Origin of the sequence: Affinundibacterium macrobrachii, assembly GCF_014652415.1 — a bacterium.
GTDB lineage: Bacteria > Pseudomonadota > Gammaproteobacteria > Burkholderiales > Burkholderiaceae_D > Undibacterium > Undibacterium macrobrachii.
In genome coordinates, this window is sequence record NZ_BMYT01000001.1 from 587,161 (window position 1) to 608,478 (window position 21,318).

The 21,318-nt window shown below is 46.3% G+C and carries 17 protein-coding genes; 11 read left to right on the plus strand and 6 right to left on the minus strand.

The genetic code is table 11. The features are described 5' to 3' along the window. Positions 1–148: 148 nt before the first annotated feature. On the minus strand, positions 149–1,090 hold the full coding sequence (locus tag IE103_RS02785) for a sulfite exporter TauE/SafE family protein (RefSeq protein ID WP_229827023.1): 942 nt from the start codon (positions 1,088–1,090) through the stop codon (positions 149–151). Between the two features lie 323 nt (positions 1,091–1,413). On the opposite strand from IE103_RS02785, the gene IE103_RS02790 reads away from it, so the two are divergent. Continuing rightward, positions 1,414–3,882: a sensor histidine kinase gene (locus IE103_RS02790; RefSeq protein WP_189344468.1), complete on the plus strand. Its 2,469-nt coding sequence runs from the start codon at positions 1,414–1,416 to the stop codon at positions 3,880–3,882. 127 nt (positions 3,883–4,009) lie between these two features. Here the strand turns inward: IE103_RS02790 and lpdA are convergent, their stop codons facing one another. The 3 genes from lpdA to aceE all read right to left on the minus strand — a co-directional run bounded on the left by lpdA (position 4,010) and on the right by aceE (position 10,314). Then, positions 4,010–6,106, minus strand: coding sequence for a dihydrolipoyl dehydrogenase (lpdA, locus tag IE103_RS02795; RefSeq protein WP_189344469.1), 2,097 nt, complete (start codon positions 6,104–6,106; stop codon positions 4,010–4,012). A gap of 15 nt (positions 6,107–6,121) precedes the next feature. Further along, positions 6,122–7,444, minus strand: coding sequence for a dihydrolipoyllysine-residue acetyltransferase (aceF, locus tag IE103_RS02800; RefSeq protein ID WP_189345072.1), 1,323 nt, complete (start codon positions 7,442–7,444; stop codon positions 6,122–6,124). 176 nt (positions 7,445–7,620) lie between these two features. Next, positions 7,621–10,314, minus strand: a complete 2,694-nt coding sequence (gene aceE, locus IE103_RS02805; protein WP_189344470.1) for a pyruvate dehydrogenase (acetyl-transferring), homodimeric type — start codon at positions 10,312–10,314, stop codon at positions 7,621–7,623. Positions 10,315–11,147: 833 nt separating this feature from the next. Between aceE and folD the strand changes: the two genes are divergently transcribed. The 5 genes from folD to IE103_RS02830 are packed head-to-tail and all read left to right on the plus strand — an operon-like array spanning position 11,148 to position 15,704. Then, positions 11,148–11,993, plus strand: a complete 846-nt coding sequence (folD, locus tag IE103_RS02810; RefSeq protein ID WP_189344471.1) for a bifunctional methylenetetrahydrofolate dehydrogenase/methenyltetrahydrofolate cyclohydrolase FolD — start codon at positions 11,148–11,150, stop codon at positions 11,991–11,993. A gap of 13 nt (positions 11,994–12,006) precedes the next feature. Continuing rightward, positions 12,007–14,085: a M3 family metallopeptidase gene (locus tag IE103_RS02815; protein ID WP_189344472.1), complete on the plus strand. Its 2,079-nt coding sequence runs from the start codon at positions 12,007–12,009 to the stop codon at positions 14,083–14,085. A gap of 24 nt (positions 14,086–14,109) precedes the next feature. Continuing rightward, positions 14,110–14,751 carry a glutaredoxin family protein gene (locus IE103_RS02820; protein ID WP_189344473.1) on the plus strand — a complete coding sequence of 214 codons (642 nt, stop codon included), beginning with the start codon at positions 14,110–14,112 and terminating at the stop codon, positions 14,749–14,751. 9 nt (positions 14,752–14,760) lie between these two features. Continuing rightward, positions 14,761–15,186: a DNA polymerase III subunit chi gene (locus tag IE103_RS02825; RefSeq protein ID WP_189344474.1), complete on the plus strand. Its 426-nt coding sequence runs from the start codon at positions 14,761–14,763 to the stop codon at positions 15,184–15,186. After that, positions 15,183–15,704: a hypothetical protein gene (locus tag IE103_RS02830; protein ID WP_189344475.1), complete on the plus strand. Its 522-nt coding sequence runs from the start codon at positions 15,183–15,185 to the stop codon at positions 15,702–15,704. The genes IE103_RS02825 and IE103_RS02830 overlap by 4 nt, the downstream gene beginning before the upstream one ends. A gap of 23 nt (positions 15,705–15,727) precedes the next feature. On the opposite strand, the gene IE103_RS02835 is transcribed toward IE103_RS02830, so the two are convergent. Both IE103_RS02835 and IE103_RS02840 read right to left on the minus strand, forming a co-directional pair. Next, the gene (locus IE103_RS02835; RefSeq protein WP_189344476.1) at positions 15,728–16,237 is read right to left on the minus strand and encodes an Lrp/AsnC family transcriptional regulator; all 510 of its coding nucleotides are present in this window, start codon (positions 16,235–16,237) and stop codon (positions 15,728–15,730) included. Between the two features lie 63 nt (positions 16,238–16,300). After that, positions 16,301–16,609: a c-type cytochrome gene (locus IE103_RS02840; protein WP_189344477.1), complete on the minus strand. Its 309-nt coding sequence runs from the start codon at positions 16,607–16,609 to the stop codon at positions 16,301–16,303. Between the two features lie 219 nt (positions 16,610–16,828). Between IE103_RS02840 and IE103_RS02845 the strand changes: the two genes are divergently transcribed. From IE103_RS02845 to IE103_RS02865, 5 genes are all read left to right on the plus strand, one after another. Beyond that, positions 16,829–17,059 (plus strand): hypothetical protein, encoded by a 231-nt coding sequence (locus tag IE103_RS02845; protein ID WP_189344478.1) that lies wholly within the window; start codon positions 16,829–16,831, stop codon positions 17,057–17,059. Between the two features lie 81 nt (positions 17,060–17,140). Continuing rightward, entirely contained in the window at positions 17,141–18,034 is an 894-nt protein-coding gene (locus IE103_RS02850; RefSeq protein ID WP_189344479.1) for a LysR family transcriptional regulator, read from the plus strand. A gap of 4 nt (positions 18,035–18,038) precedes the next feature. After that, positions 18,039–18,905: a prolipoprotein diacylglyceryl transferase gene (gene lgt, locus IE103_RS02855; RefSeq protein WP_189344480.1), complete on the plus strand. Its 867-nt coding sequence runs from the start codon at positions 18,039–18,041 to the stop codon at positions 18,903–18,905. A gap of 84 nt (positions 18,906–18,989) precedes the next feature. Beyond that, positions 18,990–19,763: an enoyl-CoA hydratase/isomerase family protein gene (locus IE103_RS02860; RefSeq protein WP_189344481.1), complete on the plus strand. Its 774-nt coding sequence runs from the start codon at positions 18,990–18,992 to the stop codon at positions 19,761–19,763. Positions 19,764–19,779: 16 nt separating this feature from the next. After that, positions 19,780–21,318, plus strand: coding sequence for a malonate--CoA ligase (locus tag IE103_RS02865; protein WP_189344482.1), 1,539 nt, complete (start codon positions 19,780–19,782; stop codon positions 21,316–21,318).

Below are 21,318 nucleotides of genomic sequence, written 5' to 3' on the forward strand. Positions count from 1 at the left end.
ATGCTAGCACATAAATCAAACGTTTGTTTGAACTAAGCAAGCACGCAGAAAAAATTATGACCGTGCAAATAGATACAGCTCGAATCGATTAGGTACAGTGAATCGCCAATACTAGATAGGCGATTCCACATGCGGTGATTTGGCAAATTTAGCGCATCGTACGGCGCTCTCTATATGCCGAGCGCAATAGACTCAGTGCAACAATCAGGACGACCACTAGCACAATCCAACGCACATAATCCAACGGGAGTGATTTGACAATGTAAGCAGCAAGAAGCACGGCGGGCACACCGCCAATCGCAACACCTAGTGCAGCGGATGGTAGGTATTTCTGATTACGAATAAATCCTATACTGCTAATCGGCATCAAAAACGCACACGACCCCATCATGATCGGAAACGCCGCTAATGGACTCATGCCAAGCAAGCTCACCATAATCATGCAAGGTGCATATAGTCCTATGCCTAAGGGCATCAATAGTCCTAATATAAAATTACCGATCACACCAACCCACCACTTCCAACCTGTCAATTCCAAGGCATCCAAACCTGCTGGCAAAAAGCCAAGCATAGCCATCAGCATAATGAACGCGGCCAACAATAACGCAGTGCCCATGCCTATTTGAATTTGAAACCGCGGCAAGCTTCCAACTACCACTGTTCCCAACCATGCTCCGGCACCTGCCGTCAAAATCATAGGGAGTAAAGTACTGGGAGCGACATCGACGATTTGGATAAAAATCAGCGCTTGTGTAATCGTACCTAGCGTGTGACCCACATTCAGCGTACCTGGAATCAGCTCGTCTGGAACGATTTTCCCTAAACGGAAAAACGCTGTGCTGGGAGCGAAAGAACCGATACCCAAGGTATCAAAAAAATCTGTAATAGCACCGATCGCAATTTCTACTGGGCGAGGCCAGTGCCACTGCTTACCGTCTTTGCGCATCAGATACAGACTTTTAGCCCAGATAGCTATGAATAATAAGGCCAAGCTTGCGAAGCAGAATAACAAACCGGAACTTAACTCCTTGCTTTGCAAGCTACACGCAGACAAAGAAAGCACCATTACCATCAAGATCCAACTTTTCATCCCTGCCCCACAATCATAAAAGTGAATTCAACAAAGCCTCAAATTAACAAACTCACGCAACTAATTTACGAACTAATTTAGGATCTAATTTGCGAACTAAATCGCGAACTAATTTTCGGCTGGATAAACAAATGATATGCACATATTTTTTAATATATTTAAAAAATATGTGCAAGTATCTAGCGAGGACTGCGCTAAGGCAAGGCATTTTTATTTGCTGCGATCAATTCAACAAATTCACCACAACTGTTAGTGCATTTTCGTAATTGTCATAACAAAATACGAGTAGAATAAAAAGCATTTACGGCTATTCCTGAAACATTGTGAATCAGTCAGTCCAACATCAATCAATGAATCGCTTCTTTCGTCAATTTATCTTGAGCATGGTAGCGCTCAGTTTATTGGCGCTCTATGCCAATGAGCATTGGATGACGCGTCGCCTACAAATTGATTTCATGTCAGACGAAAAAGTTTCTGCTATTGATGACCGTTCCGAAGGCGGCAAGAGCATAGCAAAGCTAATCAAAAATGGTCACGCATTAACAATGGAGTGCGACATCATCGCTGCCTATCAATGGCCGTTTTGTGAATTAGCCATCAAATTAAAAGACGATAATTCAGGAATAGATCTGAATCAGTTCGACACACTAAAACTACAAATTCGTAGCACTGGCCCACAGCAGCATAATCCGGTTAGAGTCTTTCTACGAAACTTCAATCCAGCGTATTCAATCGCAGATTCCCCCGGCTCACTGAAACCACATGAAGTGGTATACGACCCGAATCTAGTCGCGCCCGAAGTTGAATTCAAGTTGAATCAATTTATGGTTGCGTCATGGTGGACCCAATCACATCCAACCAGTATCGAACATCTTGGGCCACAGCTAGATCAAGTCGTCGCCATCAGCTTTATCACTGGAGGCAATGTGGTGCCGGGCAAACATAGCATTAGCCTTGAAGCGGTTGAGCTAACTGGGCAATGGATACCCACCGAACATTTTCGATTAGGATTAATTTTTGTTTGGTTGGCAGGCATCGTCATTTACTTAGTTTGGGACTCTCGCCAATCAAGACGTGAGCTAAGAGAATCTGATCGTTTAAAACAGGCGCTTGAGTTAAGCAACCAAGAACTAGAATCCCGCGTAGAAGAACGCACCCGCGCTTTAGCTGCTAGCAATGCGCAACTGATCGAGACTTTACAAAATCTGGAAGGCACGCGCTCAGAGCTAGTTCAAAATGAAAAAAATGCGGCGCTAGGTTCGCTAGTATCTGGCATTGCACATGAACTCAACACACCTATCGGCAACGCTTTATTAGTGAGCACCACCTTAGCTGACAAAATCAGGGACCTTGAAGTTATCAGCGAAACCAAATTCACACGCAAAGCGCTCAAAGACTTCTTTATAGAGACCACACACGGCACCGCGATTTTGCAGCAAAACTTAGAACGCGCCGCTACCTTGATCGCCAGTTTCAAACAACTTTCAGCGGACCAACACTCCGAACAACGTAGACAATTTCGTCTGATTGATGTGGTCGAAGAAACGCAATTGGCAATGCTACCAAGCATCAAGCAAACACCACATCAATTAAATATTGATATCGATCCAGCGATCGACATGGATGCTTATCCCGGGCCATTAAGTCAAATCTTCATCAATCTTATTAATAACGCGCTCTTGCATGCATTTGACAAAATTGAACATGGTCACATGCTCTTGAGTGCCAAATTAGTCTCGCAAGATAAAGTAGAAATCATTTTTAGTGATGATGGCAACGGCATCCCCGCGACCATTTTACGACGCGTATTTGAACCATTCTTCACCACCAAATTAGGAAAAGGTGGAAGTGGTCTTGGCATGCATTTAGCCCATACCGTCGTTACACAATTATTCGGTGGAAAAATCGAGATTGAATCCTTACCAAGTGAAGGCACTAGTATCCGCATGCTACTGCCATTGATCGCGCCACAAGTCGATCAAAACTTAATACGAATCGGCGTCCCTAAAGATGTACTCGAAGATTACCATCTATTTCTGGGCACTCGTTCGAATCAAGATATTAACGATTTTGGCGGCTTACACAGCCGGCGTGACGTGGTCGAGCTGACATTTTTTATTCGCGCTTTAGAGAAAGTACGGCCCAATGCAGAATACAAACTAGTTCCGATTGATAGCTATGCAAACGGTATCGAACAACTACGCCAATCTACTATTACTTGCCTAGCAACCACGTGCTGGGAATCGGATTTAATTGCTTACGCGGAAGAGATTTATATTTCTCCCGCCATGATTGCTGATGGCTTGTCTATCGTTGGCATTTATACGTCGCCGCATAACCAACATGCGCTCAATTGCAAAACACTGAATGATTTCCAACAGCTACGACTAGTTTCCAATCGTGACTGGAGCGCCGATTGGAATACCTTAAAGCAATTAGGAATCGAGAATTGTCTAGACGTAAAAACCTGGAGACAGATGGTCTACATGGTCAGCAGCAGCGAAGTAGATGCCCTACTCGCGCCCTTTGCCACGCATCACGATTTAAAAATTGAACTTGATGACTGCCAGCTGGTTCCCGTACCCGGCCTAAGAGTCGAATTAACTGGCTCGCGTCATTTCGCTTTTAGTAATAGTCAGCAAGCAGCTAACTTAGCGAAAGTGATTTTTCCAGAACTAGAACGCATGCTCGAAGATGGCAGCTTTATTGATGCATTACACCAATGTGGTTTCATTAATACGCACACGTCGTCGTGGACTATTTTAAATTCGCAATTCAGCAAGAATACTTAGCTTGTTCGAGCCGTCATTTTTATGACCGAAAAAAATCCCTGATACAGAGCATCAGGGATTTTTTTATAGAGAACTGCGCCGTTCACATCTCTACCACATAACGCATACTTATAAACTACGAAGTGATTTACTTTTTACGTTGCGGCGGTAGATCAGTACATACGCCTTTATACACTTCTGCCGCCATACCAATCGACTCACCCAAGGTCGGATGAGGATGGATAGTTTTACCGATATCCACTGCATCGGCGCCCATTTCGATCGCCACCGCAACTTCACCGATCATATCGCCTGCATGGGTACCGACAATGCCGCCACCGATAATGCGTTTGGTTTCGGCATCAAAGATCAACTTCGTGAAGCCTTCAGCACGGCCATTCGCGACAGCACGACCAGAGGCTGCCCATGGAAAGACGCCCTTCTCGATCGCCAAGCCTTTGACTTTCGCTTCGTCTTCCGTGACACCAACCCATGCCACTTCAGGATCGGTGTAAGCTACGGATGGAATCACAGTCGCATCAAAGAATGCTTTGTGTCCAGCCGCTGCTTCTGCTGCAACATGCGCCTCATGTACAGCTTTGTGCGCCAACATCGGTTGTCCAACCAAATCACCGATCGCAAAAATATGCGGTACGTTCGTACGCATTTGTTTATCGACGTTGATAAAACCACGATCAGTCACTGCCACACCGGCTTTGTCTGCAGCAATTTTCTTACCATTCGGACTGCGGCCCACTGCTACCAGCACCAAATCGTAGAGTTGTGGTGCAGGCGCGGCGGCACCAGCCTCCGCTGCTTCAAACGTGACTTTAATGCCTTCGGGCAGTGCTTCGACGCCGACTGTTTTAGTCTTGGTCATCACATTGTCGAAACGATGCTGGTTATGCTTCTGCCAGACCTTGACCATGTCGCGATCAGCACCTTGCATCAGGCCATCCATCATTTCGACTACGTCGATACGCGCACCCAAAGTCGAATACACGGTCGCCATCTCTAAGCCAATAATGCCGCCACCGATGACTAACATACGCTTCGGAATTTGGCGCAATTCCAAAGCACCTGTGCTATCCACAATACGTGGATCTTCTGGCACGAAAGGCAGTTTTACGACAGAAGAACCTGCAGCGATAATCGCTTGCTTGAACTGCACTACTTTCTTGCTACCATCTGCCGCTGTTACTTCGATGTGATGCGGACTCACAAATTGACCGAGACCTTGCACCACATTCACCTTGCGCGCTTTCGCCATACCCGCTAAACCGCCGGTCATTTGTTTGATGACGCCGTCTTTGTGCGCGCGCAAAGCATCGAGATCAATTTGCGGCTTCGCGAATGTCACGCCATGACCTGACATCGACGCGGTTTCATCAATCACTGCAGCAACGTGCAACAAGGCTTTGGATGGAATACAGCCAACATTCAAGCACACACCGCCCAAGGTCGAATAACGTTCAACTAGAACAGTACTTAAACCGAGATCCGCAGAACGGAATGCTGCAGAATATCCACCAGGGCCCGCACCCAACACCATCATGTCGCATTCGATGTCGACTGTACCGGCATAACTCGACGCTAATGGTGCAGCAACAGCTGGCGCACTGGCTAGAGGCGCTGGCGCTGCAGTCGGAGCTGCTGCAGGTGCAGAAGTAGTCCCTTCCACCACGATCAACAAACTACCCTCGGCAACTTTATCACCGACTCTAACTTTTAATTCTTTGACGACACCTGCATGGCTAGATGGAATTTCCATACTTGCTTTATCCGATTCGACCGTCACCAAAGATTGATCGACCTTCACCGTGTCGCCCACTTTCACCATTACTTCGATGACTTCGACTTCTTTAAAGTCACCGATATCAGGCACTTTGACTTCAATCGGACCACTAGAAACAGTCGCAGCAACGGCGAACGAAACTGGAGCAGGAGCTGCAGGAGCTGCTGCAGCTGGCACAGCGGATGGCGCTGGTGCAGCCGATTCAGCAGCACCCGCAGCTTCTACCACCAATACGACACTGCCCTCAGCGACTTTGTCGCCAACCTTGATCTTGAGTTCTTTTACCACGCCAGCATGGCTAGATGGAATTTCCATACTCGCCTTGTCCGACTCAACGGTGATTAAGGACTGGTCAACTTTGATCGTATCGCCAACCTTCACCATTACCTCGATAATTTCTACTTCTTTAAAGTCGCCGATATCAGGGACTTTGACTTCAATTGTACTCATCGTCTTCGCTCCTGATTACAGCATGGTCTTACGCAAATCTGCGAGTACATCCGCTAGATATGCAGTGAATTTCGCCGCCATCGCACCATCGATCACGCGGTGATCGTAGGACAAGGACAATGGCAACATCAGGCGTGGCACGAATTGTTTACCATCCCACACTGGCTTCATGGAAGACTTAGATAAACCGAGAATCGCCACTTCAGGTGCATTGATAATTGGCGTAAATGCTGTGCCGCCGATACCACCCAAAGAAGAAATCGTGAAAGTGGCGCCTTGCATATCAGCAGGTTTCAATTTGCCATCACGCGCTTGGGCCGACAACTCACCCATTTCATTGGCGATTTGCGACAAGGTTTTCTGATCTGCATTTTTCACAACTGGAACCACCAAACCATTTGGCGTATCAGCCGCGAAACCAATGTTGTAGTACTGTTTCAAAATCAGGTTTTCGCCGTTCGCATCTAAAGATGAGTTGAACGCTGGGAATTTCTTCAAAGCCGACACACTTGCTTTGATCACGAAAGCCAGCATCGTCAACTTCACGCCAGACTTGGCCAATGCAGCATTAGACGATTTACGGAACTCTTCCAGATCACTGATATCAGCTTCATCAAATTGCGTCACGTGAGGAATCATGACCCAGTTGCGATGCAAATTCGGTCCGCTGAGTTTCTTAATGCGTGATAAAGGCTGCGTTTCTGTCGCTCCAAATTTGGAGAAATCGAGCGATGGCCATGGTAAGAGGTTCAAACCAGCACCACTACCATTTGTACTTGCAGCGCTAGCAACTGGCGCACTCGCAGATCCAGCGATCACACCCTTGACGTAGTTTTGCACGTCTTGCTGCGTGATGCGGCCTTTCGGCGCAGTGCCTGGAACTTTGCTCAAATCAACACCTAATTCGCGTGCAAATTTACGGATCGAAGGCGATGCGTGTGCTTTGCCTGCTGGTGCCGTTGCCACTGCAGCCGCGCTTGCTACTGCAGGTGCAACGGAAACAACAGGTGCAGGCGCAGGTGCTACTGGCGCTGCTACAGGGGCCGGAGCAGTCGCAGCTGGAGCTGGCGCTGCTGGCGTAGATGCTGGTGCCGCTGCGCCATCCGCTTCAACGATCACCACTAAAGAGCCTAAGGCCACTTTGTCACCAACTTTAACTTTGACTTCTTTCACTACACCAGCATGGCTCGATGGAATTTCCATGCTGGCTTTGTCTGATTCAACCGTAATCAAGGATTGATCAACTTTGATGGTGTCACCAACTTTAACCATCAATTCAATGACTTCCACTTCTTTAAAATCACCGATATCCGGCACTTTGACTTCTACTGTACTCATCATTTTCTCCATTTATTCCCACCCCTTAAATCGGGGAAGGCTGGGGTCAAGGCTATTAAATTAAGCGCTGCTGTAGCTTTCGTAGGACGGGTGAAACCCGCGCTGCTTCAGTACGCAATCGTTGGGCGGCGAGGGTTGCACCCGCCCTACGATGTTGTACAGAGCAAGACGATCTACTAAACAGTCACCGGATTTGGTTTATTTGGATTAATACCGTATTTCTCAATCGCTTGTGCTACCACAGATGCAGAAATCGCGCCTTCGTCTGCCAAAGATTTCAAAGCCGCGATCGTCACGAAATAACGATTCACTTCAAAGAATTCGCGCAATTTCGCACGACTATCAGAACGACCAAAACCATCGGTACCCAATACTTTATAAGTACGATCTTTAGGGATGAATGCACGCACTTGTTCTGCATAAGTACGCATGTAATCAGTAGAAACAACGATAGGACCTGCCGTATCTTTCAAGCACTCAGCGATGTAAGGAACACGTGGTGTTTCTGTTGGATGCAACATATTCCAACGTTCCGCATCTTGGCCATCACGTGCCAACAAAGTGAAGGATGGTGCAGACCAAATATCTGCCGCGATACCCCAATCATTCATCAACAAATCGGCAGCAGCAATTACTTCACGCAGAATGGTGCCTGAACCTAATAACTGTACGCGATGTTTAGTATGTGCTTCGGATTTCTTGAAAGAATACAGACCTTTGATGATGCCCTCTTCTTGACCTGCCACCAAACCTGGATGCGCGTAGTTCTCATTCATCACCGTGATGTAGTAGAACACGTCTTCTTGATTCGTGACCATACGACGCAAGCCATCGTGAATGATGACCGCAACTTCATGCGCAAATGTAGGATCATATGGAACACAGTTTGGAATCGTCGATGCCATCACATGGCTATGACCATCTTCATGTTGCAAACCTTCACCGTTCAAGGTTGTACGACCAGCGGTACCACCGATCAAGAAACCACGTGCGCGCATATCCGCTGCGGCCCAGGCCAAATCACCGATACGTTGCAGACCGAACATCGAGTAGTAAGTGTAGAACGGAATCATCACACGATTATTAGTAGAGTAAGAAGTCGCTGCTGCGATCCATGAACTCATACCACCCGCTTCATTAATGCCTTCTTGCAAAATTTGACCTGCTTTATCTTCGCGGTAATACATCACCTGATCTTTATCGACTGGTTCGTACAACTGACCAACTTGACTGAAAATACCGATTTGACGGAACAAGCCTTCCATACCGAAAGTACGCGATTCATCGACCATGATCGGCACCACACGTTGACCCAAACTGCTATCACGCAACAAGGAGGTCAACACGCGTACATAAGATGCCGTTGTAGAAATTTCGCGACCTTCCGCAGTTGGCTCCAACATCGCTTGGAACGCGGATAATGGTGGCACCACCAATTGCTCGTCTGCTTGTTGGCGACGTTGTGGCAAGTAACCACCGAGTGCTGCACGACGTTCGTGCAAGTACTTCATCTCTGGCGTATCGTCCGCTGGTTTGTAGAAAGGAATCTCTGGCAACTTCTCATCTGCGATTGGTAACTGGAAGCGGTCACGCACTGACTTAATCGTTTCGTCATCAAGCTTCTTCGTATTGTGTGCCGTATTACGTGCTTCGCCTGCCTTACCGAAACCGTAGCCCTTAATACTCTTGGCCAAAATCACTGTTGGTTGATCGACGCTTTCTTGCGCAACTTTAAACGCAGCGTAAATCTTATGTGGGTCATGACCACCACGTGTCAAACGCCAGATGTCGTCGTCCGACATATGTGCCACCATCGCTAATGTGCGAGGATCTTTACCGAAGAAATGGGAGCGAACATAAGCACCGTCTTTTGCTTTGTAATTCTGATATTCACCGTCCACGGTTTCCATCATGATCTTGCGCAAGGCACCGTCTTTGTCTTTCGCCAGCAATTCATCCCAACCAGAACCCCAAATCACTTTAACGACATTCCAACCTGCGCCGCGGAAATCAGATTCGAGTTCTTGAATGATTTTGCCATTACCGCGCACAGGACCGTCAAGGCGTTGTAAGTTACAGTTGACTACGATCACCAGGTTATTCAGCTTCTCACGTCCCGCCATACCGATCGCACCCATAGATTCTGGTTCATCCATTTCACCATCGCCGCAGAATGCCCATACCTTACGTTTTTCGGTGTCAGCAATGCCGCGCGCATGCAGGTACTTCAAGAAGCGCGCTTGATAAATCGCCATCAATGGACCCAAGCCCATCGACACCGTTGGGAATTGCCAGAAATCTGGCATCAATTTTGGATGTGGGTAGGAAGACAGACCTTTACCATCCACTTCACGACGGAAGTGCAAAAGTTGTTCTTCGCTCAAACGACCTTCGAGGAAAGCGCGAGCATAAATACCTGGAGAAGAGTGACCTTGGATGTAGAGCAAATCACCACCGTGATCCGCAGTTGGCGCATGCCAGAAATGGTTAAAACCAATGCCGAGCATATTCGCCAAAGAAGCGAAACTGGACAAGTGACCACCGAGATCGCCATCGAGACGATTCGCTTTGACCACCATCGCCATCGCATTCCAACGCATATAAGAACGCAAGCGTTCTTCGATTTCCAAATTACCTGGGCAATGCGCGCCCTTATCAGCAGGAATCGTATTCACATAGGCTGTATTGCTGGAGAACGGGATATTCGCACCACGACGGCGCGCCAAATCCATCATACGCTCCATCAAATAGTGAGCGCGATCTGGGCCTTCCGTATCAATCACAGACTCCAACGCATCGAGCCATTCATTGGTCTCGATCACATCAGGGTCATTCGCGGCTTGCGCCAAAATTTGGTCTATTTGTGACATACGGTCTCCTCGTTGATCAATTGACATTCGCAATGTGCATTCGTAATTTAGATTCGCAATATAAATTTGCGGAATTTGCCTACGTATTTTTCTGTACCGACTGTTATTACTACTTCACGCTGCTATTCCAAAGTTGCCTAAAAATTCTTAGCGAAAAATTACTTTGGCTAGAATTTCCAGCTTGTCTGAATTAACTAAAAAGCGCAATGCAGGGAAACAAATTTCAGGACAGATTTTTAGAACTGAGGCATTCTAACAGCAGTTTTGGCAAATTTCAAATTACGATATGACGTTTCATATTATGAGATTTGTGACGCAGCGCAACATACACAATTACTGCATTCTTACTATTTTTTCGGTAAGCAGAGACTTCATTCACACCTAATTTAAACTTCAAGAATCGAAATAACTCATCACTTTCTATTTGAGATCTTCATATTGATGATCCAATTTCAAGCGCAAATCAATCGACACTTTTCTCAAGCCCTCCCACTTCAAATTAAGCATCAAACTGGGTTTCAAAACACACAGATTCTGTCTGTCGTTTTTTCGCATGCACAAAGTCATCTCACATGCGGTATTCAATCAAGTACAAATAAACACGCACTCACCAACATTTACACAAAGATCCTAATCACAAAAGCATCAGCTAATTTAAAGACTTTGCTCTTGTAATTGACCTCCACAAACGGTTTTTTGACAGCACTATCGACTGAAATAAGCCCTACATCCCGTATAATCACGGCTTATCCTTTCTTTGCAAACTTGGCTTAATTGAAGTTAATTCAAAAGCAATTCACTTCCACATTAAGCACTTTTCCGAGTCCACCACCATGACGGCACAAATCATTAGCGGCACCCAACTTTCCCAACAAATTCGTGAAGACGTAACTAAACGTGCAGCAGCATTAACGGCGCAAGGCAAACAGCCAGGTTTGGCAGTTATTTTGGTCGGCGAAAATCCTGCGTCACAAGTATATGTGCGTAACAAAGTCAAAGCCTGTGAAGATTGCGGCTTTTACTCAGTACTGGAAAAATACGACGCTGATTTGAGCGAAGCGACTTTATTAGCGCACATAGACCGCTTAAATAGAGATCCAAAGATCAATGGCATCTTGGTGCAACTACCTTTACCTGCGCACATCAATGCGAATAAAGTAATTGAAGCGATTGCCGCAGAAAAAGATGTAGACGGCTTTCATATCAGCAATGCTGGTTTGCTAATGACAGGTCAACCTTTATTCCGCCCATGCACACCGTATGGCGTGATGAAGATGCTGGAGTCTATCGACTACCCAGTACGTGGTGCGAATGCGGTGGTGGTTGGCGCTTCAAATATTGTCGGCAAACCACAAGCCATGTTGCTCTTGCAAGCGGGTGCAACCGTCACCATATGCAATTCTAAGACACGTGATTTGGGCGCCCATACGCGCAATGCTGACATTCTCGTAGTCGCCACAGGCAAACGTAATATCGTCACGGCCGATATGGTGAAACCGGGTGCTGTGGTGCTCGACGTCGGCATGAATCGCGACGACGAAGGCAAATTATGTGGCGATGTGGATTACGCCAATGTCAAAGAAGTCGCTAGTTACATCACGCCAGTACCAGGCGGCGTCGGTCCAATGACGATCACGATGTTATTAGTTAATACGATAGAAGCTGCAGAAAGAATTTAATACGATGAGTGAAATGACGACCCAATCAGTTAGCACCACCAATCCGCTACTCGACTTTAGCGACCTTCCACGCTTTGATGCGATCTCACCAGAGCATGTCAGCCCCGCGATTGATCTATTATTAGCGGAATGCCGTACGGTGGTATCGCAATTAGAAGCGCCAATAGCAAACATTGATTGGGACAATTTCGTCACACCATTAGAAACCGTTACCGAAAAACTCGGCCGTGCTTGGGGTATTGTGAGTCACCTCAACTCGGTGCGCGATACGCCAGAGCTTCGTGCGGTCTACAACGAAAACCAACCCAAGGTCACCGAATTTTGGACTGAGCTTGGACAAAATCTGCATTTGTACGAACACTACAAAGCATTAAGTGCGAGCGCTTCCTACCCGACGCTGAGTGCCGCGCGTAAAAAAATCATCAGTAATGCCTTGCGTGACTTCAAACTCGGTGGTGCAGAATTAGCTGACGATAAAAAGAAACGCTACGCAGAAGTTCAGGAAAAATTGGCCGCCCTCTCCACCAAATTCTCTGAGAATGTGTTGGATGCGACCAATGACTACAAGTTGCTCGTCACCGATGTGGTCGAACTCAAAGGTTTGCCGGAAGAAGTTTTACAGGCGGCTCAACACGCCGCCGAACAAGATGGCAAAACAGGCTATCAATTCAGCCTGCATTTCCCTTCGTATTTCCCACTCTTGCAATATGCTGAAAACCGCCAGCTACGCGAAACGATTTATCGTGCAAATGCGACCAAGGCATCAGAGCTAGGCGGACATCCTGAATGGGATAACACTGCCATCATCGAGGAGTTATTGAGCCTGCGCCAAGAAGAAGCCGAGCTACTTGGCTACCAAAATTTTGCCGAAGTCTCGCTACTACCTAAGATGGCGGAGAGCGCCACCCAAGTCGAAAGCTTCTTGCTCGATTTAGCACACAAAGCGAAACCTTACGCAGAAAAAGATTTGACGGAGCTACGCCAATTCGCCCAGGAGCAATTTGGCATTAGCGACTTACAAGCGTGGGACACGACCTTTGTTTCAGAAAAACTCCGCGAACAACGTTACGCGTTTTCTGAACAAGAAGTGAAGCAATACTTCCCTGAGCACAAAGTCGTCGCTGGTTTATTCAATGTGATTCAAACTTTGTTTGGCGTGAATATCCAAAGCGATAGCGCCGCTACGTGGCATCCCGATGTGAAGTTTTATCGTGTCGAGCGCGATGGTGAATTGGTTGGACAGTTTTATCTTGACCTCTATGCGCGCGCAGCCAAACAAGGTGGTGCATGGATGGACGATGCCCGCGCCCGTTGCCGCAAAGCGCATGGCATTCAAACACCGGTGGTTTATTTAACCTGCAACTTCAATGAACCAGTAGTGGTGGATGGCGTCACCAAACCAGCCACTTTCACCCATGATGAAGTGATTACCCTTTTCCATGAATTTGGACATGGACTGCACCAGCTCTTAACCAAGGTCGATGACATTTCGGTTTCTGGGATTTCTGGGGTTGAGTGGGATGCGGTGGAATTACCTTCCCAATTTATGGAAAACTTCTGTTGGGAATGGGATGTCTTGCAACGAATGACCGCGCATGTTGATACCGGCGCTCACTTACCGCGCAGCTTGTACGACAAAATGATCGCCGCCAAAAATTTCCAATCTGGCTTACAAACACTGCGTCAAGTCGAGTTTGCCTTGTTTGATATGCGTCTTCATGATGGTAGCGCCCGTTCGGCCAACCTAAGCGTTGCACAAGTATTGCAACAGGTCAGAGATGAAGTGAGTGTTTTGCAACCACCCGCCTTTAACCGTTTCCAACATTCGTTTAGCCACATCTTCGCAGGTGGCTACTCTGCTGGTTATTTTAGTTATAAATGGGCCGAAGTTTTATCTGCGGATGCCTACAGCGCATTTGAAGAAGCAGCGCAAACTGAAGGCACCAGCTTATCTCGAAAAGTTGGTCAACTGTTTCAAACCGAGATTTTAGAGATGGGTGGATCACGCCCGGCCTTAGATTCATTTGTCGCTTTTCGAGGTAGGAAACCGACTATCGATGCCTTATTACGCCATAATGGCATGATTCAGTAAAAATATTGTTTGGAGAATTTAACTATGTTTGCGCCATCCACTATCAAACTTCGCTTGCAATCTGCGAGTCGTTTGTCTTTCGCCATCGGCGTGTTGGCACTGACAATCAGTTCAATGTCGGCACAAGCACAAATGTACAAATGGGTTGGCGCTGACGGCAAGACTGTGTATAGCGACACACCGCCGCCAGCGAATGCAAAAAAATTGGGTACAAAAGCTTTAGATGGTGTTGCCAATATTTCCAACGTCAAACTGCCCGATACGCTTGCAGCTGCTGTTGCTAAAAATCCCGTTACTTTTTACTCTGCACCTAACTGTACTCCATGCAATGAAGCACGAAGCATGTTGAAACAAAATGGTATTCCTTTTTTTGAGAAAACCATTACGACGACCGAAGACGTCAATAAGTTAAAGCAAGTCAGTGGCGACACCCAATTACCATTCATGCTCATCAACAGAACAAAGTTTTCTGGATATGAATCGCAAGAGTGGCGCACCGGATTGAGCTCGGCAGGCTACCCAGAAACTAACATTTTGCCCAAAGACTACCGCTATCCTGATCCCGAACCCGCGGCACCGCCACAAGCCACAAACGCCCCACAAGACGATACGCCAAAGCTCGTACCTCGCGCTAAATCGAGTTCACCGACTGGCATTCGATTCTAAGTGAAGCAGATGACGAGAGTTGATTTTCATAGTCAAGTAGCCGACAAGATTCACTATAGTTGCCGGCTGATACGCAAGGCGCGCGCTGCCAATTGTCAAATCATGGTACTTAGTGAAAACTTAGAACAGGCAACGCTATTGAACGATGCGCTTTGGGATTTTTCTGCTGTCGATTTTTTGCCGCATGTTATGATTGATGATCCTCTGGCATCGCAAACCCCGATTGTGATTGCAACACAAATCGATAGCGCACTACCCCACCATGATTTGCTGATTAATTTGAGCCAAATGTTACCGACCACATTTGCCCAATTTAATCGTGTGATTGAAGTTGTATCACAACAAGAAGACGATGCGAATGCTGCGCGTCAGCGGTTTCGTCTATATCAACAACAAGGGATCAAACCCTCTCATATTGTCGCATCCGCATCATGAACGAACAAATTGATGAAAGCATCCCAGTACTGACGGAAATTATTAGTGATTCCGATGGCAAGCCAGCGAATCCGACACCGAAAGTACAAGAGTCGCATTTTCCTTTATCTGCACATACAAGCAATTTGGCCAAAGAGACTCCAATATCAAGCACCATCAAGCCTGTAAATGCGGCGATCGCTGCAGCGAAAGAAATGCTCGCACAAGTCACAGAAATTCCGACCGCCGAGCTGCAAGCGGACGCGACAAACACCGAAGTCGCGCCAACCATGAGCGCTGAGCAATGGAAAGAACTTGAAGTAAGTGTGCGAGAAAATGTACTACGTCAAGTTCTATCGCGCGTCGATTTTGTGCTTGAACATCGTGTCAGCGATAGCTTGGCAGACGTGTTGCAAACAGCGGTTGATAAATTAGCCGATGAGATTCGCGTTGGCTTGCGCAATAGTATTGAAGAAGTGGTCAAACGTGCAGTGACGCAAGAGTTAAGCAAAATCAGTAACGGCGTTCGTAAGTCTTAACATTTGCCAGATTAGACTTATGTTTATCTGGAAACGCGAACGCTTAATTCTGGCATTTTCTCATCGAATGCAATACGCGTAGAAAACTTTGCCCGTTTCATCGGAAAACGGGAATGAAAATGCCTTACATTACCTGAGCCAGAAATCGCACGTCTAACAAATTGATAATAAGCTTCCATATCAACTACGTGAATGACTAAGAAATAGTCGATCTCACCCGAAACAAAATAACACTGCATTACCTCAGGCTCGTGATTCATACATGCCTCAAAATCGCGCATGTGTTCATCCGATTGATTTTGTAGAGAAATCTCCAAAAAAGCCAGCATGCCATAGCCAATAGAAAACGGATCTACCATTGCCACATCTGCACTAATCACGCCAGCATCGCGCAATGCTTTTATTCGACGCAAACAAGTTGGTTGAGAAATATGTAGCTTCTCGGCCAAGACACGCGTTGGCGTTTGATTGTCTTTCTGCAGCATATTCAGCAGCTTACGATCAATTTTATCTAGCGTATGAAATTTTGGCATAGCGCATCTCAGGATAAGAAAAAGGCTCGGACGATACCGAGCCTTTTTCAGAAAATTCAAAGATTATTTCAAACTCAAAATCCATTTAACCAAAGTCTTCGCTTCAGCTTCACTCACTTGTGCGTTTGCTGGCATTGGGATTGCACCCCAAACACCGCTACCCCCCTTGATTACTTTGGCAGCTAACTTGCCTTCTGCTGCTTTATCACCAGCATACTTTTTAGCGACATCTTTAAATGAAGGTCCTAGAATTTTTGCATCTACGCTATGGCAACTCATACAATTTTTAGATTTTGCTAAATCGGCATTTGCCATCGCAGAACCAGATGCCAACATCATTACACTTGCTGCAATCATTAAAGTCGTTTTCATAAGAATCTCCAGTTAAAAAATCGAATCTGTGTATTTTACCGCTTTTTACCTCAGCTTGAGACAAGTAACGCGATTCAATTGCATTGGTTGACCTTGATCATTTTAGACCCTATGATAAAGCACCATTGAGTCAGCTTGAAACAACATGAGGCATGATCAAGCTGCAAAGACATAGATACCATTTAATTCAACCATCGTATCGCTAACACCATAAACACTATGAAACTTCTAGTCCCCGTTGTCGCACTGTATATTATGAAACTCCTTGAACTGAGCTTCATGGAGAATATTTCATGGTGGTGGATTAATGGCCTAGGATTATTTGCATTTCTCTGGTTTGAGTTTTTTGAACGTATGCTCGGTCTAGACAAGCGCAAAGACGAGATGTTGCATGAAAAAATGCGCAAAGAAAGACTCAAGCGCAGCTTCAACGACAAAGCAAAAAAATAATTTCCTCGTCATCATGCCGTCGTCATTTATGGCTAAAAATCTGATCATCGCATAGATACTCACATCACAACTTCACATCGTATGCACATCGAACTGCGCCAACTGAGATATTTTGTCGCAGTGGCAGAAGAACTTCATTTTGGCCGAGCAGCGCAAAAACTGCACATGACACAGCCGCCGCTATCGCAAGCGATACAAGGGCTGGAAGCTGAACTGGGCGCTGCTTTATTTCATCGTACGACGCGGCAAATTCAATTAAGCGCAGCCGGAGCAGTATTGTTGCCGGAAGCCAAACGACTGCTTGCACAAGCCGAATTATTGCCCGCGATTGCACAACATGCGGCAGCTGGCTCGATTGGTGAACTCAAGCTCGCCTTTATTTCGATTGCAGACTACAGCATCTTGCCGCCGACACTTAGACAGTTTCGCCAGCATTTTGAACAAGTCAAGATTGTGCTCAGTGAAGCAACCACTGATCGTCAACTCGCATTATTGGAAAACGGCGAAATTGACGTTGGGCTGCTAATCCCACCAATACCTGAACGATTGCAAGATGTCCTGCACTATCGCCAACTTCGACGTGAAAATCTGATTCTCGCTTTACCAGATGGTGCAGAGAAACGGCCATTTCCATCCAAATTATCGAGCTACAAAGATTTGCCTTTAATCTTGTTTCCGCGCAAAATTGCGCCTGCTTTACACGACACTATTTTGGGGTGTTTTCGCGAGGCTGGTCTAACCCCAGTGATTGCACAAGAAGCGATCCAAATGCAAACAATTATTGCGCTGGTTTCCGCCAATATGGGGATGGCCTTAGTACCTGAATCGGTCGCCAATTTACAGCGTGCCGGAGTACATTATCAACGCTTGGAATTGTCTCAATCGATGCAAGATAGTGTTGAACTTGGTATCGCATGGCGCCGTGATAGCAATTCCCCCGTTATTCAAGCCTTCTTAGACCTTTTAGAAAAATAAACTCATGTTGGATCATCCAAATTTTAATCCTATCGCGCTCGATCTCGGCTTTTTCAAAATCCACTGGTACGGCATCATGTATTTGGTGGCATTCGCGCAATTCATCGTGCTAGGACGTCTACGTCTACGCATGCCACATGTGGCAACGCGAGGTTGGACCAAAGAGCATATCGACGACATGCTGTTTTACGGTGTACTTGGCGTGATTGTTGGTGGACGCATGGGTGAAGTTATTTTTTATCAGCCTATGTATTTCCTACAAAATCCACTCGAAATTTTTATGGTGTGGAAAGGTGGTATGTCATTTCACGGTGGCTTCTTAGGTGTTTTAATTGCGATGTCATTATGGGCAAGACAAGCGAAAATGCCCCTGGCTTATGTGTACGATTTCATCGCCCCGCTCGTTCCATTAGGCTACGCTGCTGGTCGCTTTGGTAATTTCATCAATCATGAATTACCAGGTCGGATGGCATCAACAGATCTTCCTTGGGCAATGAATTGGCCAGGTGTCGCCTATCCAGTCCACCCATCACCTCTGTATCAAATGCTGGTTGATGGGATTCTACTGTTCATCATTGTTTGGCTGTTCGCTCGAAAAGCCCGCCCTGCACTCGCGGTTGGTGCCGTGTTTGTGATGTTATATGGCTGCGCTCGCTTCTTTACCGAATACTTCCGCACACCTGACTATGAAGTCAATTTGCTTGGTATCACGATCTCAGCTGGACAGATGCTCTCCCTGCCGATGATTTTAGTGGGCGCACTGTTACTGTGGTTAGCTTATACTGGCAAATTCACTCCAGTACAATCCTCTTCTGTGTCAGTCGAGACCAACAAAGCAGCCAGTTCAAAAAGTAAAAAGACCAAAAAATAAATCCAAGCAGCAATCTCACGCACTTTCAAGCAATCTCACGCACTTTCAAGCACTCTCATGCACACCAAAAAGCGAAACTAGAAGATGGATAATATTCGATGCGATATAGAAGGTAATCTCGCCTTCATTACAATCTCTAATCCTGATCGACTCAATGCACTCAACATGGCGATGTGGAATGCACTCACAACACATTTCACCGCATTGAATCAAAATCAGGATCTACGCTGCATCATTATTCGCGGTGCGGGTGGCAATTTCGCTGCGGGTGCGGACGTGCAAGAATTCGCCACGGTGCGCAACACACTTGCCGATGGTATGCGTTATCACAATCAAGTGATTGCAGCGTCGCTAAAAGCCATCAGTGAATGCCAACATCCGGTAATTGCTGCAATTGAAGGTGTGTGCGTGGGTGGTGGTTTAGAGATCGCGATTTCATGTGATATCCGCATCGCATCACCAGGCGCGCGCTTCGGCATTCCGATCAATCGATTAGGTTTTCCACTAGCGCCCAAAGAATTGCAAAGCTTACTGGGTCTAGTTGGCAAAGCTGTCGCTTCTGAAATCTTACTCGAAGGTCGCATACTCAACGCGATCGAGGCCAAGCAAAAAGGTTTGGTACAACGACTATCAGATGATGTTCCAACCGAGGCACGCGAGACTGCTGAGAGAATCGCACTAGGTGCACCATTGGCGGCACGATTAAACAAAAAATTTATTCGTCGACTTAGCTTTGTGCCTGAGCGGCTCAGTGACGAAGAACAACTAGAAGCCTTCTCTTTTTTACAAACCGAAGATTACCAAGAAGGTGTATTAGGTTTCTTAGCCAAAAAGGTTCCAGTGTTTACTGGTAAATGATCACAAGCTAATTGATATGAACGCGAATCTCTACGCTTTATTTGCAAACCACTTTCCCAAAGATTTATCACGCTGTTGCATTGAAACGCATGATGGTCGCTATTACAGTTGGTTAGATATTGATCGCGCTAGCGCCAAATTGGCGAACTTGTTGTACAGCTTAAATCTAAGCGCTGGTGCCAGAATCGCAGTGCAAGTAGAAAAATCACCAGAAGCCTTAATTCTCTATCTAGCAACTTTGCGTGCCGGTTATGTATTTTTACCTTTGAATACTGCTTATCAACACGCCGAAATCAGCTATTTCATTCAAGATGCTGAACCTGAAGTTGTGGTTTGTTCTCCACAAAATTTTGGCTGGGTTTCGCAGCTGGCGTTTCAAGCCGGCAGCAAACACGTATTTACTTTAGACGCACCATCGCAAGGCAATAATCGGGGTAGTTTATTAGATCGAGCTACTCGCATGTCCGATCAATTCACTACCGTACAAAGTGCGCCTACTGATCTCGCAGCAATTTTATATACATCAGGTACGACAGGACGGAGTAAAGGTGCGATGCTAACGCACCAAAATTTATCCTCGAATGCACTTGTCTTAAAAGAAGTCTGGAAATGGCGCGAGGGCGATGTGCTACTGCACGCCCTGCCTCTATTTCATGTTCATGGTTTGTTTGTCGCCTCGCATGGAGCGCTATTAAATGGCAGCAAAATGATTTTTCTGCCGAAATTCGATGCTGATCAAGTCTTACATTATCTGCCGCAAACAACTGTGATGATGGGCGTACCGACCTATTATGTCAGGTTGTTACAAGATATGCGCTTGAATCAATCATTGTGTCGCAATATGCGTTTATTCATTTCTGGCTCAGCACCGTTGTTGACTGAAACTTTTACCCAGTTCCAACAGCGCACTGGGCATACCATACTTGAGCGTTACGGTATGAGCGAAACCACCATGCTTAGTTCAAACCCTTATGACGGTGTACGCAAAGGCGGCACCGTCGGTCTAGCACTTCCTGGGGTGAACATAAGGATTCGAACGGCGGATGCAAAAGTTGGTGAGGCCAGTGCCGCTGAGGTAATCGGCGATATCGAGGTCAAAGGCCCTAATGTATTTCAAGGCTATTGGCGTATGCCAGAAAAAACGGCAGAAGAGTTCACGGACGATGGTTACTTTCGCACTGGTGACGTCGGTAAGTTCGATCAGGATGCTTATCTAAGTATTGTTGGTCGCAGCAAAGACTTGATTATCTCTGGTGGCTACAACGTTTATCCGAAAGAAATCGAAAGCCTGATTGACGATATGCCAGAAGTTCTTGAATCGGCCGTGATCGGATTAGCACATACAGACTTTGGCGAAGCGGTGAGTGCTGTGGTCGTATTAAAAGCGCATGCACAGTTGGAAGCATCAACCCTGATCGCTCGCCTTAAATCGCAAATTGCCAATTTTAAAGTACCTAAACAAGTTTTCTTTATCGATGAATTGCCTAGAAATACGATGGGTAAGGTACAAAAAAATAATCTGAGGCAGCAATTTCAAGATCAAAGTCGCGTTTGA